General features: G+C 46.6%; 22 protein-coding genes. 17 read left to right on the top strand and 5 right to left on the bottom strand.

The features are described 5' to 3' along the window. The first annotated feature begins 31 nt into the window (after positions 1–31). From serC to cysM, 14 genes are all read left to right on the top strand, one after another. A complete protein-coding gene (gene serC / locus AAKU61_RS09710) occupies positions 32–1,147 on the top strand; it encodes a 3-phosphoserine/phosphohydroxythreonine transaminase (protein ID WP_354331738.1) in 1,116 nt (371 codons plus the stop codon). Positions 1,148–1,374: 227 nt separating this feature from the next. Further along, on the top strand, positions 1,375–2,448 hold the full coding sequence (gene pheA / locus AAKU61_RS09705) for a prephenate dehydratase (protein ID WP_354331721.1): 1,074 nt from the start codon (positions 1,375–1,377) through the stop codon (positions 2,446–2,448). 312 nt (positions 2,449–2,760) lie between these two features. Continuing rightward, the gene (hisC, locus tag AAKU61_RS09700) at positions 2,761–3,870 is read left to right on the top strand and encodes a histidinol-phosphate transaminase (RefSeq protein WP_354331720.1); all 1,110 of its coding nucleotides are present in this window, start codon (positions 2,761–2,763) and stop codon (positions 3,868–3,870) included. Positions 3,871–3,876: 6 nt separating this feature from the next. Beyond that, complete coding sequence (locus tag AAKU61_RS09695; protein ID WP_354331736.1) at positions 3,877–4,830, top strand: prephenate dehydrogenase; 954 nt, start codon at positions 3,877–3,879, stop codon at positions 4,828–4,830. 386 nt (positions 4,831–5,216) lie between these two features. Next, complete coding sequence (aroA, locus tag AAKU61_RS09690) at positions 5,217–6,554, top strand: 3-phosphoshikimate 1-carboxyvinyltransferase (RefSeq protein ID WP_354331718.1); 1,338 nt, start codon at positions 5,217–5,219, stop codon at positions 6,552–6,554. Further along, on the top strand, positions 6,554–7,231 hold the full coding sequence (gene cmk / locus AAKU61_RS09685) for a (d)CMP kinase (RefSeq protein ID WP_354331734.1): 678 nt from the start codon (positions 6,554–6,556) through the stop codon (positions 7,229–7,231). The genes aroA and cmk overlap by 1 nt, the downstream gene beginning before the upstream one ends. Positions 7,232–7,391: 160 nt before the next feature. Next, entirely contained in the window at positions 7,392–9,113 is a 1,722-nt protein-coding gene (gene rpsA, locus AAKU61_RS09680; RefSeq protein WP_322119719.1) for a 30S ribosomal protein S1, read from the top strand. Between the two features lie 26 nt (positions 9,114–9,139). Then, positions 9,140–9,445, top strand: a complete 306-nt coding sequence (locus AAKU61_RS09675) for an integration host factor subunit beta (RefSeq protein WP_322119718.1) — start codon at positions 9,140–9,142, stop codon at positions 9,443–9,445. 249 nt (positions 9,446–9,694) lie between these two features. After that, positions 9,695–10,009, top strand: a complete 315-nt coding sequence (locus AAKU61_RS09670; protein ID WP_322119717.1) for a LapA family protein — start codon at positions 9,695–9,697, stop codon at positions 10,007–10,009. A gap of 24 nt (positions 10,010–10,033) precedes the next feature. Next, on the top strand, positions 10,034–11,209 hold the full coding sequence (gene lapB, locus AAKU61_RS09665; RefSeq protein ID WP_354331715.1) for a lipopolysaccharide assembly protein LapB: 1,176 nt from the start codon (positions 10,034–10,036) through the stop codon (positions 11,207–11,209). Between the two features lie 57 nt (positions 11,210–11,266). Beyond that, on the top strand, positions 11,267–12,640 hold the full coding sequence (locus tag AAKU61_RS09660) for a UDP-glucose dehydrogenase family protein (protein WP_354331713.1): 1,374 nt from the start codon (positions 11,267–11,269) through the stop codon (positions 12,638–12,640). Positions 12,641–12,645: 5 nt separating this feature from the next. Then, on the top strand, positions 12,646–13,566 hold the full coding sequence (gene rfaE1, locus AAKU61_RS09655; protein ID WP_354331711.1) for a D-glycero-beta-D-manno-heptose-7-phosphate kinase: 921 nt from the start codon (positions 12,646–12,648) through the stop codon (positions 13,564–13,566). Positions 13,567–13,707: 141 nt separating this feature from the next. Further along, the gene (locus AAKU61_RS09650) at positions 13,708–14,109 is read left to right on the top strand and encodes a ComEA family DNA-binding protein (protein WP_354331709.1); all 402 of its coding nucleotides are present in this window, start codon (positions 13,708–13,710) and stop codon (positions 14,107–14,109) included. A gap of 195 nt (positions 14,110–14,304) precedes the next feature. After that, entirely contained in the window at positions 14,305–15,207 is a 903-nt protein-coding gene (gene cysM / locus AAKU61_RS09645) for a cysteine synthase CysM (protein ID WP_354331707.1), read from the top strand. Positions 15,208–15,314: 107 nt separating this feature from the next. Here cysM and AAKU61_RS09640 read toward each other — a convergent pair whose 3' ends face one another. The 5 genes from AAKU61_RS09640 to AAKU61_RS09620 all read right to left on the bottom strand — a co-directional run bounded on the left by AAKU61_RS09640 (position 15,315) and on the right by AAKU61_RS09620 (position 21,166). Next, positions 15,315–15,623, bottom strand: coding sequence for a hypothetical protein (locus AAKU61_RS09640; RefSeq protein WP_322119711.1), 309 nt, complete (start codon positions 15,621–15,623; stop codon positions 15,315–15,317). Between the two features lie 267 nt (positions 15,624–15,890). Then, positions 15,891–17,003 (bottom strand): lytic murein transglycosylase B, encoded by a 1,113-nt coding sequence (mltB, locus tag AAKU61_RS09635; RefSeq protein WP_354331705.1) that lies wholly within the window; start codon positions 17,001–17,003, stop codon positions 15,891–15,893. Between the two features lie 34 nt (positions 17,004–17,037). Continuing rightward, positions 17,038–19,122: a transglutaminase TgpA family protein gene (locus AAKU61_RS09630; RefSeq protein WP_354331703.1), complete on the bottom strand. Its 2,085-nt coding sequence runs from the start codon at positions 19,120–19,122 to the stop codon at positions 17,038–17,040. A 27-nt stretch (positions 19,123–19,149) separates the two neighbouring features. Beyond that, positions 19,150–20,127 (bottom strand): DUF58 domain-containing protein, encoded by a 978-nt coding sequence (locus AAKU61_RS09625; RefSeq protein ID WP_354331701.1) that lies wholly within the window; start codon positions 20,125–20,127, stop codon positions 19,150–19,152. A 118-nt stretch (positions 20,128–20,245) separates the two neighbouring features. Then, positions 20,246–21,166 (bottom strand): AAA family ATPase, encoded by a 921-nt coding sequence (locus AAKU61_RS09620; protein WP_354331699.1) that lies wholly within the window; start codon positions 21,164–21,166, stop codon positions 20,246–20,248. Between the two features lie 381 nt (positions 21,167–21,547). On the opposite strand from AAKU61_RS09620, the gene AAKU61_RS09615 reads away from it, so the two are divergent. The 3 genes from AAKU61_RS09615 (at position 21,548) to AAKU61_RS09605 (ending at position 24,381) form a co-directional block, all read left to right on the top strand. Continuing rightward, positions 21,548–22,486: a histone deacetylase family protein gene (locus AAKU61_RS09615; protein ID WP_322119706.1), complete on the top strand. Its 939-nt coding sequence runs from the start codon at positions 21,548–21,550 to the stop codon at positions 22,484–22,486. Positions 22,487–22,873: 387 nt separating this feature from the next. Then, positions 22,874–23,818 carry a ribosome biogenesis GTPase YlqF gene (ylqF, locus tag AAKU61_RS09610; RefSeq protein ID WP_354331697.1) on the top strand — a complete coding sequence of 315 codons (945 nt, stop codon included), beginning with the start codon at positions 22,874–22,876 and terminating at the stop codon, positions 23,816–23,818. Positions 23,819–23,856: 38 nt separating this feature from the next. Continuing rightward, positions 23,857–24,381 carry a hypothetical protein gene (locus AAKU61_RS09605; protein WP_354331695.1) on the top strand — a complete coding sequence of 175 codons (525 nt, stop codon included), beginning with the start codon at positions 23,857–23,859 and terminating at the stop codon, positions 24,379–24,381. The last annotated feature ends 26 nt before the right edge of the window (positions 24,382–24,407 follow it).

Raw genomic sequence — 24,407 nt, 5'->3', positions numbered from 1 at the left:
TGATACAGTGACCGATAGCGTGACTAATACCATGACCAATAACGGGACAGCGATTTACAATTTTTCTGCTGGTCCTGCCGTATTACCTAAAGAGGTGTTGCAGCAGGCAGCAGCAGAAATGTTGAACTGGCATGGTAGCGGCATGTCGGTCATGGAAATGAGTCATCGCGGACCAGAATTTATGTCGATTATTGCAGCAGCGCAAAGTGATCTGCGCGAGCTGCTGGCAGTACCGGATAATTACAAAATTCTGTTTCTGCAAGGTGGTGGTTTAGGTGAAAACGCAATTGTCCCCATGAACCTGATGGGGCGCAAGCCGCAGCCGGCAACTGCAGATTTTATTCACACGGGCTCATGGACTGCGAAGTCGATCAAAGAAGCGCATAAGTACGGTAATGTGAACGTTGCCGCTTCAGCAGAAGACAATGGACATACTGCAATCCCGGCACGTGAAAGCTGGAAGTTGTCTCAAGACGCAGCTTACGTGCATATCTGTACCAACGAAACGATCGATGGCGTTGAATACCAGTTCGCACCGGATGTGAATGCCGATACGGGCGGCGCGCCTATTGTGGCTGATATGTCCTCGCATATTCTGTCGCGCGTGATTGATGTTGCCAAATATGGTGTGATTTTTGGTGGCGCACAAAAAAATATCGGCCCCGCCGGTTTGACGATTGTTATTGTGCGTGACGATTTACTTGGCGATGCGTTACCAATTTGCCCGTCAGCATTTAACTGGAAAATTGTTGCAGACAATGATTCCATGTACAACACGCCGCCCACGTATGCGATCTATATTGCAGGCTTGGTATTCCAATGGCTAAAGCGCCAGGGTGGTGTCGCAGCGATGGAGCAAAAAAATATCGCCAAAGCGCAATTGTTGTACGACTATCTAGACGCCTCAAATTTTTACGTCAATCGGGTTGCTAAGGATTGCCGTTCACGTATGAACGTGCCGTTCTTTTTGAATGACGAAAGTTTAAATGCGGAGTTTTTAGCGCAAGCCAAGCAACACGGGTTGTTGCAATTAAAAGGACATAAATCAGTCGGCGGTATGCGTGCCTCGATTTATAACGCGATGCCGATCGAAGGCGTACAAGCCCTGGTTAGTTTTATGAAAGAATTTGCCCGCGCTCATGCATGAGCGGCGAGCAACCTGATAGCTTCTTTTCTTTAGCCCTTTCTTTGCATGGCACTCACCATCACCTGGAAACCGTGGCGCTAAAGACAACGACCAAAAGTCGGAAGAGAGGCTAGCATCATTGCCATCACGCTACGCTAACCAGCGAGAATGGTGTGAGTGTGACTGGTACAAGTGTGAAGTATACAGCGACGTTTTCAACAACTCGCTAAACGGTTTTTAGGTTTCTTATGAGCGATAACAAATTATTCCCTCTGCGTCAGAAAATTGACGCCATCGATACACAAATACTCTCGTTATTAAATGAGCGCGCACGTGTTGCGGAAGAGGTCGGCCATGTCAAGGCAGAGACCAATGCACCCGTATTCCGGCCAGAGCGCGAGGCGCAAGTTTTACGCAGCGTCGCTGAACGTAATCCCGGCCCCTTAGCGAGTCAGGATATTCAATTGATTTTCCGTGAAATTATGTCGGCTTGCCGGGCACTGGAACGTCGAGTAGTAGTGGCATTTTTGGGGCCGGTCGGTACTTTCAGTGAGCAAGCGGTGTATCAGCAATTTGGGCATGCGATTCAAGCTTTACCCTGCGTATCGATTGACGAAGTATTCCGTGCAACCGAGGCGGGTACCGCAGATTTCGGCGTCGTGCCGATTGAAAATTCAACGGAGGGCGCGATCAACCGCACCCTCGATTTACTGCTCCAGACCAGCCTTGCAATCAGTGGTGAATTAGCGATTCCGGTACAGCATAGTTTGATGACTAAAACTGGCACGATGGATGGTGTGACGCGGATTTGCGCGCACTCGCAAGCGTTAGCGCAATGTCAGGCCTGGTTGAATCAGCATTATCCTCATATCGAACGTCAAGCCATGGCATCCAATGCAGAAGCCGCCCGTATAGCCAGCGGTGACGCAACGATGGCAGCGATTGCTAGTGAAATCGCGGGACAGCAATATCAGCTTGGCGTAGTTAGTGCGCACATTCAGGATGATCCTCACAATCGTACGCGTTTTGCTGTGATTGGACGTTTGCAAACAACGCCGAGCGGTAAGGATCAGACCTCTTTGGTATTGGCCGTACCAAATAAAGCCGGCGCAGTTTACAACTTGCTTGCCCCATTATCCAAGCATGGCGTGTCAATGACGCGCTTCGAGTCGCGGCCAGCGCGCACCGGCAATTGGGAATATTATTTTTACGTCGATGTAGAAGGCCATGTAATGGATGAGAAGGTGGCTAAAGCCATGACGGATTTAAATAACAACGCGGCCTTCTTTAAGATACTAGGTTCTTATCCTTGCACTGTTTGATGAAATAAAGCTCGGTAAAAAGTTTTTTAAAATCTCTATTGTTAGATGTCCAGTACAAATAAGCCTCTCAAGCCAAAAATGCTCCAAGAGCCTTGCAAACAATGGACGACTAATTTTGAAGGATTTATAAAATCTCATTCTTGAGCGAATCGAGGCGCAGCTATTGCTTGCAAAACCATAAAGCCTTGCAACGCCGAAGTAGTGCTGCGCTGAGTTAGCAAACACGTTCTGGCGCTGTATCTCGATTAAAGATATTTTAGAAGTCCCTTTTTTGTAAATCCAGCCTGACGCTGGACAATTTCTGGAGCAGCTATGTCTACACAATTTGGTCCCGCCTATGTTCGCGCAATTGCCCCTTACCAAGGCGGCAAGCCTATCTCTGAAGTGGCGCGTGAATTTGGTCTAGACGAATCAAAAATCGTCAAACTGGCATCGAATGAAAATCCGCTCGGTGTACCGCAATCTGCGCAAGCAGCAATGCTGAAAGCTGCTGCTGATCTGGGGCGCTATCCTGATGCAAATGGCTTTGAATTAAAAGCCGCGATCATGGCGAAATACAATGTGCCGCAAGATTGGATTACCTTAGGCAATGGCAGTAACGACATTCTGGAATTGGCTGCACATTCTTTTGTTGAGCCAGGCCAGTCGGTCGTATTTGCACAATATTCATTTGCCGTGTATCCATTGGCGACGCAAGCCGTTGGCGGACGCGCGATTGTGGTTGCGGCGAAAGATTTTGGACATGATCTAGTCGCAATGGCGGCAGCAATTACTGCGGATACTAAATTAGTTTTCATCGCCAATCCTAACAATCCGACAGGGACGTTTTTGCCGGCGGCGGAGATCGAAGCCTTCCTGAAAAAAGTGCCTGTCGATGTCGTTGTCGTTCTCGATGAAGCGTATAACGAATTCCTCGCCGCCGACTTGCAATATGACTCTATCGCCTGGGTCAGACAGTTCCCTAATTTGCTGGTATCGCGCACTATGTCCAAGGCGTATGGCCTGGCTGGTTTGCGTATTGGTTTTGGGATTGCACAACCGGGCATCACTGATTTATTGAACCGTGTACGCCAGCCGTTTAACGTCAATTCAATGGCGCAAGCTGCTGCTGTCGCTGCCTTGAATGATGCAGAGTTTTTGCAAAAAAGCGCAAAACTGAATGCGGATGGTTACGTCCAGCTGACCAGCGCGTTTAAAGAGTTGAGTCTCGATTTTGTGCCATCTTTTGGCAACTTTGTATTAGTCAAAGTCGGTAATGAAGACAGCGCGGGCGCACGTATCAATCTGGAGTTGCTCAAGCGCGGCATCATCGTGCGTCCAGTCGGCAATTACGGCTTGCCGCAGTTCCTGCGTATTTCTATTGGTTTGCCAGAAGAGAATGCGGCATTTATCACCGCTCTAAAAGAGATACTGGCTGCCTGAAACATGATGACGAGTGACGACAAGTTGAAGTCGATAGCACCGCAAGACCAGCAACAGCACCGGCTGAAGCGGGTCGCCATCTTTGGCGTTGGTCTGATTGGCGGCTCATTCGCTTTAGCCTTAAAAAAGGCGGGCGCAGTTGAGCACGTGGTGGGCGTCGGTCGCAGCTTGGCATCCTTGCAGCGTGCGCAGCAACTCGGCATCATTGATGAGATTGCTGATTCCGCTGCCGCCGCAGTGCGGGATGCCGATCTGGTATTGATCGCTGCGCCAGTCGCACAGACGGCAGCGATCTTGTCCTCGATTCAGCCTTATTTACAGCCCAATACTATTGTGACTGATGCCGGTAGCACTAAGTCGGATGTAGTTGCCGCAGCACGGCAAGTGATGGGCAATCAGCTCGCGCAATTTGTGCCCGCGCACCCGATTGCAGGACGTGAACAAAATGGTCCGGACGCTGCGCTGGCCGATTTATATGTAGGCAAAAAAGCCGTGATCACGAGCTTGCCTGAGAACACGGATGAGGCGGTTGCCAGAGTCGCGTATGCGTGGCAGCAATGCGGCGCTATCATTCATCATCTCAGTCCGGCAGAACACGATGCAGTGTTCGCATCTATCAGTCATTTGCCACATTTGCTGGCGTACGCTCTGGTGGACGACATTGCGCGCAAGCCGCATGCGGATACTTTATTTCAATATGCTGCCAGCGGTTTTCGCGACTTTACGCGGATCGCTGGTTCGTCGCCAGAGATGTGGCGTGATATTACCTTGGCGAACCGAGCTGCCATGTTGCAGGAACTTGATTCCTACACGGCACGACTAGCAATTTTGCGTGAGCATTTAGTGAACGCCAACGCATCTGGGATCGAATCGATTTACAGTCATGCGCAGGCGGCACGACATAACTGGATTAAGGCGATAGAAGCCGCTGAGAAGCAGAACAAAGAGGGTGGGGATTGAGCTTCAGATGTTATGGCTTAGGTGCTGTGATTACCTGATTGATTTAATATACTCCCCTTATTTTTTTATAAAATAGCCTTATTGTCTAATAATTCTATGGACAACTTAAATATACCCTAGTGGAGTATGGATTGTGGGGGGTAAAAGTATTGTCAGTATTTGCGCAAAACTGCTTCGGCTGCGTTGCCGATTCTGGTCATGCTCCTACTTTTACTGATATAAGGCGGAGATTCCAAAGCGCTAAGCTATCAGGCTAATGTTTTGGTCGCTAGTCCTTGCCTGAGAAATTTGCCTAAGCCCTAATTACTTTTCACCAAAATTTAAAAAATAGCAGTTTCCTACCAGTTCTCGTTATCACCTAACATCTGTATGAGTCCATCAGCCAAATGAGTCAAGCCGCTAAACATTATCCACATTACCTCGATTTGCATCCTGTAATGCAGGCACAAGGCACAGTGCGTTTGCCAGGTTCTAAAAGTATTTCAAACCGCACCTTGCTTCTGGCCGCGCTAGCACAAGGCACTACGCAGATTTTGGAGTTGCTGGCGTCTGACGACACCTTAGTCATGCTGACGGCGTTGCAAAAGCTTGGCGTACATTGGACACAGGACGGTGCAACCCAGAATTACACCGTGACTGGCGTGGATGGTGTATTGCCGCAGCATCAGGCTGATTTATTTATGGGTAATGCAGGTACGGCGATCCGTCCGCTGGTCGCTGCTCTGGCAGTGATTGGTGGCGACTACACCTTGCACGGCGTCTCGCGTATGCATGAGCGGCCGATCGGTGATCTGGTCGATGCGTTAAACCAAGTCGGTGCGCAGATTGAGTACACCGGTAATCCTGGCTTCCCACCGCTGCACATTCGTCGCGGTCACATTCATGCGCATTGTTTGCAAGTCAAAGGTAATGTCTCCAGTCAATTTTTGACCGCATTGCTAATGGCAGCGCCGCTGATGGCGCGTGATCATGATGTAACGATTGAAGTGATTGGTGAGTTGATTTCTAAACCCTATATCGAAATCACCTTGAATCTGATGCAGCGTTTTGGCGTAACTGTGCAACGCGATGGCTGGCAAGCATTTACGATTGCGACAGGTCAGCGATATGTGTCGCCAGAGGTGATTCATGTCGAAGGTGACGCATCGTCTGCGTCTTATTTTCTTGCAGCAGGCGCGATTGCTGGCGGGCCAGTACGGGTCGAAGGCGTTGGTTTGCATAGTATCCAGGGCGATGTGCGTTTTGCAGAAGCCTTGGAGAAAATGGGCGCGACAATCACACGTGGTGACAACTGGATAGAGGCTAAATCGAATGGCGTATTGCAAGCCATCGATATGGATTTCAACCATATCCCCGATGCAGCGATGACGATTGCGGTTGCTGCTTTGTATGCCAATGGCACCACGACTTTGCGTAATATTGCCAGCTGGCGCGTTAAGGAAACAGATCGCATCGCCGCCATGGCGACAGAGCTGCGTAAGCTCGGTGCGCTGGTCGAAGAGGGTGCAGATTATATGACCGTCACCCCGCCTGCCGAGATTTTGCCTGCTACTATTGATACTTACGATGATCACCGCATGGCAATGTGTTTTTCCCTTGCTACTTTGGATGGCGCTGCTCGTCGCGGCGCTGCAATGCGTATCAATGATCCTAAATGCGTAGCGAAAACTTTCCCCGATTATTTCGAGGCGTTTGCCAAAATTAACCATAAGGAATTGTTTTGATGATGTCGATAGTGCCAGTAATTACGATTGATGGACCAACTGCCTCCGGCAAAGGTACGGTGGCGCACCGCGTTGCCAAGCAGTTAGGATTCCACTACCTGGATTCTGGCGCCTTATATCGCTTAACGGCTTTGTCGGCGCAGCAAAAACACATTGCCTTAGATGATGAAATTAGTCTGGCCGCATTAGCACGTGAGCTGCCGTGTCGTTTTGTACATGGCCATGTGTTGCTTGATGATAAAGATGTTACTGACGCCGTCAGAGCGGAATCTATTGGTGTTGCGGCTTCAAAAATCGCAGTATTGCCAGAGCTCAGAAAAGCCTTGGTCGATTTGCAAGTTGCATTCCGTTATGCGCCCGGATTAGTGGCAGATGGACGTGATATGGGGACGGTGATTTTTCCTGACGCAACCCAGAAAATTTATCTTACGGCAAGTGTTGATGCCCGCGCATCAAGACGATATAAGCAATTGATTGAAAAGGGTTTTTCTGCTAATATGGAAGACTTGATAAAGGATTTGACGGAACGCGATGCGAGAGATAGTGCCCGCACCGCAGCGCCGCTCAAGCCAGCATCAGGGGCATATATCCTCGACACATCAGCAATGGGGGTCGAGCAGGCGGTGCAAACCGTACTGGATTTATATGCTGCAACATGCAAATTAGCAAGCCAATAAATGTTCTAAAAAGCCTGCAAATGAATTTGATTCTCAATCAATTTATCTTTTGAAAATCAATGTTGAAGTGCCCAAGCTGATGCAAAGTCAGTGCGGGTTTGTTTAACCTAACCCAGTGTACACAGCGCTTTTGCCGTGTTCTGGATAACTCGAGTACCCTATGTCTACTGTTTTTATGTCCCAAGATTTTGCTACCGGTGCAGATAGCTTCGCAGCTTTATTCGAAGAATCCCTGTCACGTCAGGATATGCGTTCCGGTGAAGTAATCTCTGCTGAAGTCGTTCGTATCGACCACAATTTCGTGATCGTGAACGCTGGCCTCAAATCTGAAGCCTTTATCCCTGTTGAAGAATTCAAAAACGACCAAGGTGAGCTGGAAGTTAACATCGGCGATTTCGTTTCCGTAGCGATTGATTCGCTGGAAAACGGTTTCGGCGACACAATTTTGTCACGCGACAAAGCAAAACGTCTAGCCTCATGGCTCGCGCTGGAAAAAGCGCTGGAGTCTGGCGAGATTGTTACTGGTACCGTCAATGGTAAAGTTAAAGGTGGTTTGACTGTTCTCACGAACGGCATCCGCGCTTTCTTGCCAGGTTCTTTGGTTGATACACGCCCAGTTAAGGATACAACTCCTTACGAAGGCAAGACCATGGAATTCAAGGTTATCAAGCTGGATCGTAAGCGTAACAACGTCGTTCTGTCCCGCCGCGCTGTAGTTGAAGCGTCTATGGGCGAAGAGCGTCAAAAACTGATGGAAACCCTGAAAGAAGGCACAGTTGTTACTGGTATCGTTAAAAATATCACTGACTACGGCGCGTTCGTGGATCTGGGCGGTATTGACGGCCTGTTGCACATTACTGATCTGGCATGGCGTCGTGTACGTCACCCTTCAGAGGTGTTGACAGTTGGTCAAGAAATCACTGCAAAAATCCTGAAATTTGACCAAGAGAAAAATCGCGTTTCTCTGGGCGTAAAACAATTGGGCGATGATCCATGGACTGGTCTGTCACGTCGTTACCCACAACACACACGTCTGTTCGGTAAAGTAACCAATCTGACTGACTACGGCGCGTTTGTTGAAGTCGAGCAAGGTATTGAAGGTTTGGTTCACGTTTCCGAAATGGATTGGACTAACAAAAACGTAGCACCAAATAAAGTTGTTCAATTGGGCGACGAAGTTGAAGTCATGGTTCTGGAAATCGACGAAGATCGTCGTCGTATCAGCCTCGGTATGAAACAGTGCAAAGCCAATCCTTGGGATGATTTTGCGATCAACCATAAGAAAGGTGACAAAGTTCGCGGCGCGATCAAGTCCATCACTGATTTCGGCGTGTTCATTGGTTTGTCCGGCAATATCGACGGTTTGGTGCATTTGTCTGATTTGTCCTGGAACGAAACTGGCGAAGAAGCAGTTCGCGGCTTCAAAAAAGGTGACGAACTGGAAGCAATCGTTCTGGCAATCGATGTTGAGCGTGAGCGCGTTTCTTTGGGTGTTAAACAACTCGAAGGCGACCCATTCAATAACTACTGCGCAATGAACGACAAAGGTGCAGTCGTTGTTGGTACAGTTAAATCTGTTGAAGCTAAGGGCGCAGTGATCCAATTGGCTGATGATGTTGAAGGCTACTTGCGTGCCTCCGAAATCTCCCGTGACCGCGTGGAAGATGCCGGTACACACCTGAAAGTTGGCGATAGCGTTGAAGCCTTGGTATTGAACATTGATCGCAAAGCACGTGGCATTCAATTGTCTATCAAAGCAAAAGATAGCGTTGAAACACAAGAAGCAATGCAAAAAATGTCTTCTGACTCGAACTCCAATGCAGCTTCTGGCACTACAAGCTTAGGCGCGTTGTTGAAAGCTAAGTTCGATAATAAGAACTAAGCATCAACTTAGATACTGAGTTTTAGATGACAAAGTCTGAGTTGATTGCTCGCTTGGCAGAGCGATATCCACAGCTGGTTGCAAAAGATGTGGATGTCGCTGTCAAAACCATTCTGGATGCAATGTCCGATGTGCTGGCTAATGGTCAGCGCATCGAAATCCGTGGTTTTGGCAGCTTTGCCTTGAACAGTCGGCCTCCCCGCATTGGACGTAATCCTAAGTCTGGTGACAAAGTGATGGTTCCCGAAAAACGGGTTCCACACTTTAAACCAGGTAAAGAATTGCGTGAAAGAGTGGACGCCATGGTAGGGCAACCGATACAAGACGATTAAGAGAAGGTCGTCACTTCGGTGGCCTGCGTCTTAAAAAGTATGCAAAAAAATGAAAGCGGTATATCGGTCTGACCGATGTGCCGTTTTTTTTCACGTACAATTTCAAGCATGCGTTTGTTGAATCATAATTTGCATATTCATTTTTGATTGAATAGATAGATTCTGCTGTGATACAGCAAATTACTTGTAAACAACCGAGTTTGTGTTACGGTGTCAAAAACTCTATAAGAGCCCAGATAGGATACTGTTATGAAAATTATTTCCAGAATTATTACCCTCATTTTATTCATCGCTTTTTTTGGTTTTGCGATCAAAAATGATCAGATCGTTACCTTGCAATATTTCTTTGGTTACCAACAATCGGCACCTTTAGTGATCTTGTTGTTGGTCTTCTTCCTCTCTGGCGGAGTGCTAGGCATTTTGGCGATGGTACCCATGGTTTACCGTCATAAGCGCGATATCTCAAAACATAAAAAAACAATCGCAGAAATAGAAAGTGAAAGATTGGCCGCCCAACGCGCCAGTACCGAGGCACCTCAACCGGATAGTGTTCGTAATATTTAACACCACTAAAGCGATAATAAAAATATGGAATTTGATATCTGGTGGTTGCTTGGCATTCCCCTATTTTTTTCACTTGGCTGGATTGCTGCCCGGGTCGATATCCGTCAGCTTCTCTCCGAATCCCGTAGTTTGCCTCGAGGTTATTTTAGAGGTCTAAATTTTCTATTAAACGATCAACACGATAAAGCAATCGATGCTTTTATCGAGATTGTTAAACTTGATCCTGAGACGGTAGAGTTGCACTTTGCGCTAGGTAATTTATTCCGCCGTCGTGGCGAAACAGAACGCGCTATTCGTGTCCACCAAAACTTGTTATCCCGTCCTGATTTACCACTTGATCAGCAAACACAGGCAATGTTTGAGCTAGGTCAGGATTACCTCAAAGCTGGTTTATTAGATCGAGCTGAAGAAACTTTTAATCAGCTAGTTGCTGGTCAATATGCAATACAAGCCAGGCGCGCTTTGCTGGAAATTTATCAGCGTGAAAAAGAATGGGCAAGGGCGATTGAGGCAGCTTATGCATTACAAGAATCTGGTGCTGGCGGTCGACAAAAAGAAATCGCTCAATTCTATTGTGAGATTGCGCAGGACGAATTGGTACATACGCATCCTGATGCAGCATTAGCGATGTTAGATAAAGCCTTAGCAGCAGATCGTCATAACGTGCGTGCCGCAATTCTGATGGGGGATGTACATCTTACTAACGGTGATATAGAAAAGGCCTTGTTAGCCTGGCGCAGGGTAGAGCAGCAAAGTGTTCCTCATGTTGCCTTGGTAGCGCAAAGATTGATGGATGGATATCGCAAGCTTGAGAGACCTCAGGAGGGTTTGAATTTACTCAGAGGCTATCTTGCCGAAGCATCTTCAATCGATCTGTTGGAGGTCGTATTTAAGGCGACTCTGGAGTTGGATACAGTTAGCGCAGCAAATCAGTTAGTGAGTGACGAGTTACGTAGAACGCCGACCTTGTTAGGCTTGGATAAACTGCTTGATGCCCGTTTGATGTCAGCACCTCCCGAGATAATGCCTGAGCTATCGATGGTGAAAAATTTGGTACATGGATATGCACAAAAATTAGCACGCTACCAGTGTTCCCATTGTGGTTTTAAAGCGCGTCAATTTTATTGGCAATGTCCGGGATGTAGTCGCTGGGAAACGTATCCGCCACGTCGTACAGAAGAATTAAACGTAATGAATTAATTTTTTATTTTTGTAAAAATAAAAATGTAAAAACTTAAATAGGATTGTGATCACAACATGAAAATTACAATTATTGGTACGGGTTACGTTGGCTTAGTGACTGGTGCCTGTTTGGCAGAACTCGGTAACGATGTATTTTGCCTTGACGTTGATCAGCGCAAAATCGATATTTTAAATAATGGTGGGATTCCTATTCATGAGCCAGGCCTGGAAGAATTAGTGGCGCGTAACCGTGCTGCTGGCCGTATCCAGTTTTCTACGGATATCGAGGCTAGTGTCAGCCATGGTGACGTACAGTTTATTGCAGTCGGTACTCCACCGGATGAAGACGGTTCTGCCGACTTGCAATATGTCTTGGCCGCTGCGCGCAATATCGGCAAATATATGACTGGCTTTAAAGTCATAGTCGATAAATCTACTGTGCCAGTTGGTACGGCTGATAAGGTTTCGAGCGCTGTAAAAACGGAGTTAATTGCACGTAATTCAGATGGTCAATTCTCCGTTGTATCCAATCCAGAATTTTTGAAAGAGGGGGCAGCAGTCGAAGATTTTATGCGCCCTGATCGGATTGTGATTGGTTGCGACGATACGCCACAGGGTAATCAGGCACGCTCACAGATGAAGAAGCTGTATATGCCTTTTAACCGCAATCATGAGCGCACTTATTGGATGGATGTACGTTCTGCTGAATTTACGAAATACGCTGCTAACGCTATGTTGGCGACGCGTATCTCGTTTATGAATGAATTAGCCAATCTAGCAGATCATGTTGGTGCTGATATTGAGGCCGTGCGGCACGGGATTGGCTCTGATCCGCGTATTGGGCATAGTTTCTTATACGCTGGTTGTGGCTATGGTGGCTCTTGCTTTCCTAAAGACGTACAAGCCCTTGAACGTACGGCGCAAGACTATGGTTTAGATTTATTAGTTTTACAAGCCGTTGAAGCTGTAAATGAGCAGCAAAAATTGGTACTTGGTAAGAAAATCGTCAAGCGATTTGGTGATGACCTCAGCGGTAAGCATTTTGCGATTTGGGGTCTGGCATTTAAACCGAATACTGATGATATGCGCGCTGCTTCTTCTCGTGTTTTGTTGGCGGAATTATTGCGTAAAGGCGCCACTGTTGCGGTTTATGATCCCGTTTCTATGCCTGAAGCCAAGCGGGTTTTTGCACTGGATTTTGCTGATACTCCAGAATTATTAGAGAAAATTCGCTTTGCCAGTAATCCTATGGATGCCTTGGTAAAAGCAGATGCATTAGCGATTGTGACCGAGTGGAAAGCATTTCGTAGTCCAGATTTTGACCAAGTTAAATCGCTTCTGACGCAGCCTGTTATTTTTGATGGACGTAATTTATTTGAGCCTGCTGTGATGACCGAAATCGGTATCGAATACCATGGCATCGGTCGCTCAGTGTTGACGCGCGGATGATCAGTATGCTGGAATCTAAGCGTATTTTGGTCGCTGGCGACGTCATGTTGGATCGCTATTGGTTTGGTGACGTTAACCGGATTTCTCCTGAGGCACCTGTACCTATTGTTCGTGTTGAAAGACGCGAGGAACGTCTTGGTGGTGCCGCTAATGTGGCGCGCAACACGGTAGCGTTGGGTTTGCAGGCGGGTTTGTTAGGTGTGATTGGTGAGGACGAGGCGGGTCATATCGTTGAGGGCTTATTGACTCAGTCTGGCATTACTAGTTATTTAAGCCGTGATACAAGCATTTCTACCATCATTAAGTTACGCGTCATCGGCCGCCAGCAACAACTACTGCGAATTGACTTTGAAGAAAAACCTACTGAGCATGTACTCAAAGATAAACTATCCCGTTTTAACGCTCTGATTGCCGATTACGATTTAATTGTCTTGTCCGATTATGCCAAAGGTAGTCTGGTCAATGTGGCGGAGATGATTTCTGCTGCCCGTCTTGCTGGTAAGCCAGTATTGGTAGATCCGAAAGGAAGTGATTTTCTACGCTACACTGGCGCCACAATGTTGACACCTAATAAGTCTGAATTGCGCCAAGTCATTGGTGAGTGGGCAAATGAGGCAGAGCTGACAGAGAAAGTCCAGGCACTACGTCAAAAATTAGATTTACAGGCATTGCTGCTCACTCGCTCTGAAGAGGGAATGAGTTTATACACAGCAACAGAGGTAACGCATGTACCCGCTATGGCGCGTGAAGTGTATGACGTTTCTGGTGCTGGAGACACCGTGATTGCAACTATGGCAGCAAGTATCGCGTCTGGTATGAGCTTACAAGATGCCGTAATGCTTGCCAATCGTGCTGGCGGTATTGTGGTAGGTAAGCTAGGTACTGCTACGGTTTCTAAAGAAGAGTTATTTGCTTCTGTCAATTAATGTTAATTTAATGTTAATATTGTTTTGACTGTCAACCTGTATGGCCGCAAGTCGTTAATTGATACAGAACGAGATACATCGTTCTATCTGGTCTGGCAGTTAAATAGACGTAGTTAATTTACTTAATTCGGGAGTATTCATATGTTCAAGAAATTATTATTAGCAGTCGCAGCAATGGTCGTCTCTATGGGATTTGCCTTTGCTGATGTTGATGTAAATAAAGGTGATCAAGCTGCTTTGGATGGTATCAAAGGTATTGGTCCTGCCAAATCTAAAGCGATTATTGACGAACGTACTAAAGGTGGCAATTTCAAAGATTGGACTGATTTTGAAACTCGCGTCAAAGGTGTTGGTGCAAAAAGTGCAGTCAAATTGTCTGAGGCCGGTTTGACCGTCAACGGTCAGGCTAAGACTGGTGCGCCAGCAAAGCCTGCAGTAGAAAAAGTCGCTAAACCGATGAAAGCGGATAAAGCAGCGAGTGCATCTGCGGCTGCGTCGGTTGCGGTACCTGCTGCGTCTGCTAAGGCATCCGCATCAAAGTAAATTTAGTTTTATGCTTCCGTTTTATGTTTTCGGTATGTTAGTGCATTAAAGGTTTAAAAAAACAAAAACATCTCTTGCTCGCAGGAGATGTTTTTTTATTGCCGCAAATTCTACTGACAACAATACCGTGTGGTGAGCAGCAAGCTGCTACAGCGTTTAGAATGACGTTTTACATTAAATTGCTAACTAACGACTATGCCTTATCTGACGATTGAAGACACCATAGGAAATACCCCGCTTGTTATGTTGCAACGTATTCCCAGTGCGGAAATTAAACGACGTAATAATATTATTTTAGGTAAGTTAGAAGGCAATAATCCAGCAGGATCCGTTAAAGATAGGCCTGCGCTGTCTATGATTAAGCGCGCGGAAGAGCGCGGTCGAATTAAACCCGGTGATACCTTGATTGAAGCCACTAGCGGCAACACTGGCATTGCGTTAGCCATGGCTGCTGCCATGCGCGGATACAAAATGGTACTGTTGATGCCGGAGAATTTGAGTATAGAACGTCGTCAAAGCATGGCGGCATACGGTGCGCAGATTATATTGACCCCTAAAACAGGTGGTATGGAATACGCCAGAGACCTTGCAGAGCAAATGCAAAAAGAAGGTAAGGGCATGATTCTGGATCAATTTGCTAACCCTGATAATCCTTTGGCTCATTACGAAACTACAGGGCCAGAAATTTGGCGTGATACTGAAGGTCGGGTAACCCATTTCGTCAGTGCTATGGGAACTACCGGCACCATAATGGGCGTATCTGCCTATCTGAAAGAGCAAAATCAAGCCATACGCATTATCGGCGCACAGCCAGAGGAGGGATCTTCGATTCCAGGAATTCGGAAATGGCCAGAAGCTTATTTGCCTAAAATTTATGACAAGGCCAGAGTTGATCAAGAGGAGTCAGTGAGTCAGTCTGATGCTGAGCACATGGCTCGTCGTATGGCTGCAGAAGAAGGAATATTTTGTGGGATTTCAGCAGCTGGTGCTTGTGAAGTCGCTTTGCGTATAGCGCATACAGTTGAGAACGCAACCATAGTATTTATCGTTTGTGATCGCGGTGATCGTTATTTGTCTACTGGGGTTTTCCCAGCTTAAATTACAGCAGTTTGTCGATATGACAGACGAAAAAATACCGTAGATGTACTTGGGTACATCTACGGTATTCTCATATTGGCTAACGACACTTATGATGTCGTACCAAATTAACTATTATCCGCAGCGTCTTTTGGTTTGAATTGCTTGTCGCTGATACGGAATTTTGCGCGGCGATCACCCATCAACTCGCGTAAATCTTTGATGCTGACATCGCTAATTTCATGCATACGAATTAACAGTGATGCACCTACAGGCAAACGACGGTGACGGATTTTACTAATAACTGGTGGTGCTACTTCTAACGCTCTGGACAAAGCTGCGTCGTTTTTCAAGTGCAATTGTTTAATCAACGTATCCAGAAGATTATTCGGATCGTAGTCAATCTCATCGGATTCAAGCTGTGTCAGATTTGCCATAATTACCTCGCTATTTAGCTTATTTAAAGCAAAAAAAGTTGCCTCAATAAAAAATTAATCAAACGGTAATATTGTATCTTTAAAATGCTTTTTCTTGCTAGAAAAATAGCAAAACATTGTTAAATCTCTTGACACATTGTCTTTTTACACATAAATGTATCATTCGATAATGTTACTGTAGTTTAAAACATACTATTTAGCAATATTAATCGGCGAAAATCTTATCGAGCTATAAAAAATTCTGAAAAGCAAGATTTTCCTTCTTGTTTATTTATTTCGTGCTGCTGCAATCACTTTCCCTAAATCGATCACAGACATCGCGTAAAAATAGCTCCGATTGTATTGCGTAATGGCAAAAAAATTATCCGTCGCTAACCAATATTCGGTCGGTTCATTTCCATTTTGCAAATTGACTAATCCATATAGCAAAGATTCGGGTGGATCTTGACTTGCCGTCGTTGCTACCGTCTTCAGTTCATCTAGCTTGTAACTCGCTCTTAATCCTTGCCCTAAAAAGCTGTCTAATAAACTGCTTTGCTCTTCTCCGATGGCTAAGCTCGCAGGGAATACGGTAGGAACATTTTTTTTCCAGCCATGCAGCGATAAGTAATTGGCGACGCTGCCAATCGCATCTGTTGGCGAACCTGACAGATCGATTTTTCCATCACCATCGAAATCAACAGCAAATTTACGGATACTGCTCGGCATAAATTGTGACCAGCCAATTGCGCCAGCATAAGATCCTTTAAAACTGAAAGGGTCAACCTGTGACTCACGGGAGAGTAATAGCATATTCTCCAATTCTGACCGGAAGAACTCCATACGCGCAGTACGTGTTGGTGTATCAGGATAGGCAAAAGCCAGTGTAGTTAGTGCATCCATGACGCGGAAGTTGCCAGTATTCCGGCCAAATACCGTTTCTACGCCAATCAAGCCTACGATGATATCTGGAGGTACGCCGTATTGAATCTCGGCACGATTCAGAGCATCAGCATATTTGTCCCAGAATGCGATGCCAGCATCAATCCGATACGCATCCACAAAACGTGCGCGGTAAGCTTTCCAGTTTTTTGGTCGCCCGCTTGGTGCAGGCTTCATTAACTGTATAGCTGATTCTATGTAGCGAGTTTTATCAAAGTTATTGACCAGCTCTGCTTTATCAAAACCATGTTTAACAACCATCTGGTCGATAAACTCGCCTACCTCTTTCCATTGAGCAAAATGCACAAATTCAGCACTATTAGCTGATTGCTCTTGCTCCTTAGATATTTTTTTGCTTGCCGCGTCAGCGTTGGGTGCAACAGAAAATAGGATGGTGATACTTGCGGCTAAGAAAAGTTGATTTGGAAATTTGCTCAGTTTAGTGCGTAAATTAGTCATAGAAATATAGTTGAAAACATTCAGATTCGTTCGGTCAGCGACATTGCGCTAAGAGTGTTTTAAGTTGAGGTAGTACGTCAGACATTGGCTGCCTCGTGTTGCCATATTTGGTTGCCGCGTATAGGGCTAAGAAGCCTTGCACGGGTGCATATTGCGTTTCCGGTAGTGTGCTTTTCAGGCGACTCGCATACGCAATCGGCCCCTCGTGCAACAAACGCGGATGTTTTTTATCTGCCAGCTTTTTACATAGATACAAGTATAGTTTATCAAAAGGCGCGATTTTAGGCCGATGGTATAAAAGTGGTAGTGCAATTAGTCCAATAAGCACAGTCCCAATTGCGAAAAAAATCAGCATCAACTTAGGCCAATCTAATTCTGCTAAACCTAGTGTACGTAAAAAATCGACTTGTTTTGCCGGATTGTAATTTAGCACCCATTGGTTCCAAGAATTGTTGACAGCATCTAATTGCATACGTAAACGCGACAGCAAAGATTTGCTATTGGCACCAAGATTCATTAAACCACTTAGTCCTCTTAATCCGTTCAGTCCGCGACTATTCACATTTAAGCTGATACGTTCTGGTGCGACTGCTGCGGTGGGGTCAACTCTGACCCAGCCTTGGTCTTGCAACCAAACTTCTGCCCATGCATGCGCATCAGATTGACGCACTTCCATAAAGCCATCTACCAAATTCATCTCGCCACCTTGGTAGCCAGTGACGACACGCGCTGGTATGTCAACAGCGCGCATCAACACTACAAATGCGCTGGCATAGTGCTCACAAAATCCTGCGCGGGAATTGAATAAAAAATCATCCACACTATTTCTTCCCAAGATGGGCGGTTCCAAAGTGTAGCTAAATTTTTCATTTCTAAAAAAATTTAACACGGCTTGAATTAGACGGCGATCATCCGGCGTGCGCTGCCGTAAATCCGCGGCAAACTCCAGAGTGCGAGGATTAAACCCTGGCGGTAACTCGACTTCTGATTGTAAATCCCGGGCACTAAGCTCTGGTTGCCATTTATATTGGGTTTGCGACGTTACCTCATACCGTAAGCGATTATTAATTGCTTGCGGTGCGTTCAATTCGCTTTGAGCATTCAGCGAGCTACCTACTTCATTTAGTGAGGCCGGTGCTGTGGGAAGATCTAGTCCAAACAGCCAACGCTGTCCTTGTGATTCCAGAATAATTTGTTGTCGTATTTTTGGTCCGCTAAAGTTGACTGCATTATCTCTGCGCCGAAATTTTTGTAAATCGTCATGAGTCCAACTTCTGCCATCGAAGTGACTCAAAACGATACCGCGCCAATATAAGAGGGGCTTATCTGGTCCTGTATTATCTGGGAAGTCAGGGAATTTAACTCGGAACGCAATATCCTCAGATAGCGCTAACTTACTGATATTGCCAGGCGTCATCGAGTCCGATAATCCACTGCGACCGGTATTGGCATCACTAGGTAAGCTCCATAGCGGACCCTGTAATCGGGGGAATAAATAAAACGCAACAATGGTCAGGGGAATCGCCAGAGCCAGTATCAATAATCCTAATTTAATACGTTGCATCAAAGGCGGTACAACACCCGTGTAGTTGAAGGACAATTGCGCCGTCAGCAGTGCAACAACGGCACACAAAGCAAAAGCGGCACTTCCTATGGTTTGAGTATCTAAAAACTGTGTCAGCAGCAGGAAAAAGCTCAGATACAGCACCACAAATAAATCACGTTTGGCACGCATCTCTAATAGCTTGCAAGCCAGTAGCATCATCAGCATTGTGACGCCGGCATCACGTCCAAAGAAGGTATGGAAATGTAAGAATACGCCGCCCATCATCAAGCTGGCAATAGGTACCAATACCCAAGAAGGTGGCATGCGTCTGCCAGTCAAAGTGAGCCAGCCACGCCAGGCCAATAAGCACAGGCAGCTAACAGAAACCCACCATTCCGCTTGACTGGTATGGGGTAATAAAACCAACAAGCAGGCAAACATCAGCAATAAGGTATCGGCCTTATCACGGGCCAGCGGGAGTTTTCTCCAGCTTTTATGTAATGTAGAAATAGCCTTCGCCCCAGATTTGATTTGGGAGTCTGGTAAGTCAGGTAATGGGGCTGATATCGTCATCGCCTTGATCTCATGTTAAGCCACATACTAAGCTTCATATAGTGCTAAAGAGCGTAAGCAATCTAGCCGGTGTGCCTGTCCCGTGGCGGGGGCATAATGATTGTTACCAAGTCGAAAACCATACGGTTGTGCGTTGGCATCTGCTTCTAATACCCAACTGGTCATGCGTGCTAATTTCAGTTCCACATCCATGTTCTTTGGCAAACTAGCAAAATCAAGCATGATGTCGCTGGCAGAGCCGCCAGAAAATTGTTTTGTCACAAGCTGACCACCAGCGGCCACATCAACTTTGGCAATATGCTTCCAAGCCAGATGCTTAAGCGCGTCACCTGTTTGATATGCTCTGACGCCAGAAAAATCTTCACTGCCTGCATGGCCTTGCCCATCATTTTTTTCTGAGCCTTGATATGGCAGGGGTGGCGCATTTAGTTCTGGTCGCGGATACACCAGTGCTTGTACGTCGGGTAACCAGGTACTCCAGGCGCGCAGCAAACCAAGAGGAAACCAGGTCTGTAACCTGACTCTGGGAATGGGCAAATAACCGCGCGTTTCGCTAGAGCAGCTCAGCTGGATACTAGTGCGGCTAAATGCCGCGATATCGACCGCATGTTGTGCTGCATCTTTGCTGGAAAAACTTACCCAGATGGCATAGCGCGCATATTTGCGGCGATTGATTAAGTGCAGCGTAAATTGCGCATCTTCACCGGCAAATACGGGTTGTGCTGTGCCAGCGAGCAAATGCAAATGCGCCAGATTTCGGAAGCCTAAAAACACGCTCACCCAGGCACAGGACATCAGCACAAATGTCAGCGCCAGACCCAGGCTTAAATTGTAGTTGGTGGCAGCAATAAACAAAGTGATCAGCAGTAGCAAAAACATCCAGCCAGGCTTGCTTGGCAACGTGAATACTCTACGCTGGTTAAGAAATACCTCACCAGTTTCAGGCTTGTTTTCTAAAAACACCATTTTCCGAAAACGAGTTTGTAGGTTCGTGAATAAGTTCATTATTACTGATTAAAAAAGTTAACTAAGCAGGACTTATGCACAATTGTCCCAGCAAGGCGCTGCAACGCAGTTGGCGTGGGTTTGCGTGAGTCCTACTAAACTAATTATTAGTTGGCATCTATACCGCAACCCGCAACATCATTTGCTGTAGCAATTCACTGCTGGCATTGGTTTTGCCGCTGACCGATTTTAAAGGCCGCAAACGATGTGCGATGACGGGTATCAGTATTGCTTGCACATCCTCTGGCAGGACATGATCGCGTCCCTCTAATGCCGCCCATGCACGTGCTGCTTGCAGCAATGCGATAGAGGCTCGCGGGCTCATGCCATCAGCAAAAACATCACCCTGGCGAGTGGCATGTGCCAGTGCTTGTACATAATCGATTAAAGACGGTGAGGTATGAATATGTTTCAGTAATTTTTGCGCCTCAACTAATTCATTAGCTTGCATTACTGCGGTCAGGCTTTGTAGAAGACTACGGCGATCTTCGCCAAGCAACAGTGCGCGCTCTGCCGCTGCGTCGGGATAGCCTAGAGAAAGACACATCAGAAAGCGATCAAGCTGCGATTCTGGCAAAGCAAATGTGCCGACTTGGTGGGTAGGATTTTGTGTCGCAATGACAAAAAAGGGATGAGGCAGCGCACGGGTTTTGCCCTCCACACTGACCTGACGTTCTTCCATCGCCTCTAGCAAAGCAGATTGAGTTTTCGGTGTAGCACGATTGATTTCATCTGCCAGCAAGACCTGCGTAAATACGGGGCCAGGATGAAAAATAAACTGATTTTTTTCACGTTCAAAAATAGAAATTCCAACCACATCTGCTGGCAGCAAATCGCTGGTAAATTGCAGGCGATTAAATTGTAAGCCAAGTGAAATCGCCAGGGCATGCGCTAAGGTTGTTTTGCCGACGCCTGGCACATCCTCAATCAGTAAATGACCGCCCGCCAGCAGACACACCAAGGCCTGACGAATTTGTGTGTCTTTGCCGATAATGACTTGATTAACTTGTTTTGCAACGGCATGAACTTTTGAAAACATAGTGAGCACTAAGCCTTATTAAATGAATTTGCGTCAGTCTTATTAGTAGGACTTACGCAAAACCGCCCCAGCTGCGTTGCAGCTCCTAGCCTAAAGTACTGTCGTCGTCGCTACGCCTTGCTGGGACAATTTTGCGTAAGTCCTAATTAGGTGAGTTTTACTATACTAACCCGAGTGTAAACTGATTTAAAGCAATCACCATACAAGATCTACAGGATGTCGCATCATGAACCGTTTTAAAATGAGCGATGCTTAGCCTGGAACCGGAAATTGGTAAGCGGTGGCAATAAGCCGGCAATAAGCCCGTTTGCAAAATGCCGCAAATAGGTTGACACTAACGCCAAGAGACATATCAATCTACGAAGATCAAAAGAGCAAATAATGACGACCGCGTTTTATACCCACGCCGATTGCAAGCGGCATGAAATGGGATCATGGCATCCAGAATCTCCCGATAGATTACAAGCCATCGAAGATCAATTGATCGCCAGTCGTATTGACAGCTTGTTGGAATATCGTGAAGCGCCAGCGGCAGAAGAGGCTGACTTAGCGCGCGCGCATACCGCCAGTGCCATTTACCGGATTCGAGAAAACTGTCCCACGGCGCACTCAGAACATCAGCACTTTCCGCTAGACGCAGATACTTTACTCAATGCCTTCACCTGGCGTGCCTCGCTGCGTGCCGCAGGTGCTGCGATTGCCGCCACTAACGCGGTGATTGCTGGCGAGCTGGACAATGCATTTTGCTCTGTGCGTCCCCCCGGACATCATGCGACTTCTAGCGAGGCGATGGGTTTTTGTATGTTTAATAATGTCGCTGTGGCTGCTAAATATGCGATGGAGGTGCATGGGCTAGAGCGTATCGCGGTAGTCGATTTTGATGTCCATCATGGCAACGGCACGGAAGAGATTTTTCATAACGATCCCCGGGTGTTGATGGTGAGTTTTTTTCAGCATCCGTTTTATCCCTACTCAGGTACCGAGCATCCGGCGCCCAATATGCATAACATTCCAGTGCCAGCGCATACCTATGGCGATGTTGTACGCCAATTAGTGCTGGAGCAGTGGCTTCCCGCCTTGCATCAACATCGCCCGCAAATGATCTTTATTTCTGCCGGATTTGATGCACATAAAGAAGATGATATGGGTCAGATGGGCTTAGTCGAGGCGGACTACAGTTGGATGACCCGCAAAATTATGGAAGTCGCCAAAGAGCATGCGGGTGGCAAAATCGTTAGCTGCCTTGAAGGTGGCTACAACTTGTCGGCTTTGGGTCGCAGCGTGGTTGCGCATATTAAAGTGCTGGCTGAGCTGGATTGATGTTCAGATTCTTGCGCCAAACGTCTCAAAAACATCAAACCTCAGCATAAAAATGATAGGAATGGAGCGGATGACGAGCATAGCTAGAATTTTTCTAACGCTGAGTTTTTTGCTTTTTTGTATTGATGTTTGCTTTTTTCGTCAAAGCAAAACGCCATTCTTTTGCCTGGCATTAAATTAATACTGCTATATAGTATATTTTATTGTCCATACATTAATTGGCTTTGAGGTGCATTTTATGCCTATACTCCCATTAAAATGCCGATTTTTGATGATCTGAGCAAGTGTCAGACTTCGTTGTTACTTTCCTCGCCAAAAACTAAACAGGAATTCTTGTGCGCAAGTCCGTAAAATAGCGGTTTGAATTTAGCAAATAGAAGAATAAGCATGTCCATACAATGGTTCCCCGGTCACATGAACGCTGCCCGCAAAAAAGCGGCAGAAACCATGGAAAACACCGATCTGGTGATAGAAGTTTTAGATGCCCGCATTCCGCAAGCCAGTTGTAATCCTATGGTCGAACAACTGCGCACATTTCGTCAGCGTCCTTGTTTAAAAATACTCAATAAAAGCGATTTAGCTGATCCGCATGCCACCAAGTTTTGGCTGGATTTTTATAACAGCCAAAAAGGTGTACACGCAGTCGCACTGTGTTGTAAAAAACCGTCCGACGTCGCCAAAATTCCTGGTATTGCGCTCAGCATCGCACCGCATCGCGGCGTACCAACTAAGCCCTTGCGCATGATGATTATGGGGATTCCCAACGTAGGTAAATCTACTTTGATGAACGCTTTGCTTAATCGCCGCGTCGCCAATGTCGGTGATGAACCTGCCGTCACCAAAGTACAGCAGCGTTTGTATCTCGGTAAAAATATGATTTTGGTCGATACTCCCGGCATGCTCTGGCCAAAAATCGCCCATCCGACCGATGGCTTGATGTTAGCCGCCAGTCATGCAGTTGGTGTAAAAGCCTTGATTGAAGAAGAAGTCGCTACTTTTTTAGCCGAACAATTATTACAAAATTATCCTAAGTTTTTGACAGCCCGTTATGGCATCGTCACAGAGGGGATTGATGGCGTGAGTGTGATTGAGGGCGTTGCTAAAAAACGTGCTTACCGCCTCAAAGGTGGTGACTGGGATTTAGAAAAAGCGGCTCACACTTTGCTGCTAGATTATCGCAGTGGTGCTTTAGGACGAGTCAGTCTGGAGACGCCCGACAGCCGCGAACATTTGCTCGCAACCTATGTGCCACCAGTGTTGCTGGGGCAAGGTAAAACGACCGACGTATCACAAGGCGAGCAGGGCGAGTTGGACGAATTGCCGAGGCAGTAAGCCTGATCAACTGCGGCAGATTGAGCAAAGGTAGAACGATGTCGTCTTTTTTCTTGCGCTTGTTACTATGCCTGGGATTGAGTTACGCAGGTTGGATGGCGATGGAGTGGTTTGAGCCGGGTTATGGTCCGATTGGCCTAGCGATTGTCTCTGTCGTGTGGGGAATTTTGTTTGCGCCGTTTGTTATCGCATTAATACCCACGATCTGGTACTGGGCAAGACATTCGGTATTGAATCAATGGCAGGGAAAATACTATTCTTTTGAAAGTCATCACATACGATTCTACGTAGTCGACGACATCATTTGGTTGCCATTAAAAGATCTGCGTATGCTGATTGTTCCAGCCATCGGTGAGCGCGAATTAAGATTACTGGCTGAAGAATGCGCACCAATCCCCGGTCATAGACAAATTGGTGTGACGGAAGCTGGCTTACTGCGCTTACTCGCAACCCGAACCGAGCATCGCCGTGCAGATGCGCAGATGGTGCGCTTTAAATTGTGGCTGATCACCAGTGCCGTCCCCAACATTAAACGCTTGCCGGCATCCAGTGCTAATGCTTAGTAGCATTAGATGGACTTTGTAATCTC

It is taken from the genome of Undibacterium sp. GrIS 1.2, from assembly GCF_040544435.1.
In the GTDB taxonomy this organism is placed as follows: Bacteria; Pseudomonadota; Gammaproteobacteria; order Burkholderiales; family Burkholderiaceae_D; genus Undibacterium.
The sequence above is the reverse complement of the archived record's forward strand: the minus strand, read 5'-3'. Positions and strand labels throughout refer to the sequence as shown.

What these genes read in the sequence shown, in the direction of transcription:
- AAKU61_RS09605 (WP_354331695.1), top strand. Translation starts at nt 23,857, where the DNA reads ATGTCGTCTTTTTTCTTGCGCTTGTTACTATGCCTGGGATTGAGTTAC.
- pheA (WP_354331721.1), top strand. Translation starts at nt 1,375, where the DNA reads ATGAGCGATAACAAATTATTCCCTCTGCGTCAGAAAATTGACGCCATC.
- AAKU61_RS09615 (WP_322119706.1), top strand. Translation starts at nt 21,548, where the DNA reads ATGACGACCGCGTTTTATACCCACGCCGATTGCAAGCGGCATGAAATG.
- hisC (WP_354331720.1), top strand. Translation starts at nt 2,761, where the DNA reads ATGTCTACACAATTTGGTCCCGCCTATGTTCGCGCAATTGCCCCTTAC.
- AAKU61_RS09640 (WP_322119711.1), bottom strand. Translation starts at nt 15,623, where the DNA reads ATGGCAAATCTGACACAGCTTGAATCCGATGAGATTGACTACGATCCG.
- AAKU61_RS09675 (WP_322119718.1), top strand. Translation starts at nt 9,140, where the DNA reads ATGACAAAGTCTGAGTTGATTGCTCGCTTGGCAGAGCGATATCCACAG.
- rpsA (WP_322119719.1), top strand. Translation starts at nt 7,392, where the DNA reads ATGTCTACTGTTTTTATGTCCCAAGATTTTGCTACCGGTGCAGATAGC.
- AAKU61_RS09650 (WP_354331709.1), top strand. Translation starts at nt 13,708, where the DNA reads ATGTTCAAGAAATTATTATTAGCAGTCGCAGCAATGGTCGTCTCTATG.
- AAKU61_RS09670 (WP_322119717.1), top strand. Translation starts at nt 9,695, where the DNA reads ATGAAAATTATTTCCAGAATTATTACCCTCATTTTATTCATCGCTTTT.
- serC (WP_354331738.1), top strand. Translation starts at nt 32, where the DNA reads ATGACCAATAACGGGACAGCGATTTACAATTTTTCTGCTGGTCCTGCC.
- AAKU61_RS09695 (WP_354331736.1), top strand. Translation starts at nt 3,877, where the DNA reads ATGACGAGTGACGACAAGTTGAAGTCGATAGCACCGCAAGACCAGCAA.
- AAKU61_RS09625 (WP_354331701.1), bottom strand. Translation starts at nt 20,127, where the DNA reads ATGAACTTATTCACGAACCTACAAACTCGTTTTCGGAAAATGGTGTTT.
- AAKU61_RS09620 (WP_354331699.1), bottom strand. Translation starts at nt 21,166, where the DNA reads ATGTTTTCAAAAGTTCATGCCGTTGCAAAACAAGTTAATCAAGTCATT.
- AAKU61_RS09660 (WP_354331713.1), top strand. Translation starts at nt 11,267, where the DNA reads ATGAAAATTACAATTATTGGTACGGGTTACGTTGGCTTAGTGACTGGT.
- lapB (WP_354331715.1), top strand. Translation starts at nt 10,034, where the DNA reads ATGGAATTTGATATCTGGTGGTTGCTTGGCATTCCCCTATTTTTTTCA.
- AAKU61_RS09630 (WP_354331703.1), bottom strand. Translation starts at nt 19,122, where the DNA reads ATGACGATATCAGCCCCATTACCTGACTTACCAGACTCCCAAATCAAA.
- rfaE1 (WP_354331711.1), top strand. Translation starts at nt 12,646, where the DNA reads ATGCTGGAATCTAAGCGTATTTTGGTCGCTGGCGACGTCATGTTGGAT.
- aroA (WP_354331718.1), top strand. Translation starts at nt 5,217, where the DNA reads ATGAGTCAAGCCGCTAAACATTATCCACATTACCTCGATTTGCATCCT.
- mltB (WP_354331705.1), bottom strand. Translation starts at nt 17,003, where the DNA reads ATGACTAATTTACGCACTAAACTGAGCAAATTTCCAAATCAACTTTTC.
- ylqF (WP_354331697.1), top strand. Translation starts at nt 22,874, where the DNA reads ATGTCCATACAATGGTTCCCCGGTCACATGAACGCTGCCCGCAAAAAA.
- cysM (WP_354331707.1), top strand. Translation starts at nt 14,305, where the DNA reads ATGCCTTATCTGACGATTGAAGACACCATAGGAAATACCCCGCTTGTT.
- cmk (WP_354331734.1), top strand. Translation starts at nt 6,554, where the DNA reads ATGATGTCGATAGTGCCAGTAATTACGATTGATGGACCAACTGCCTCC.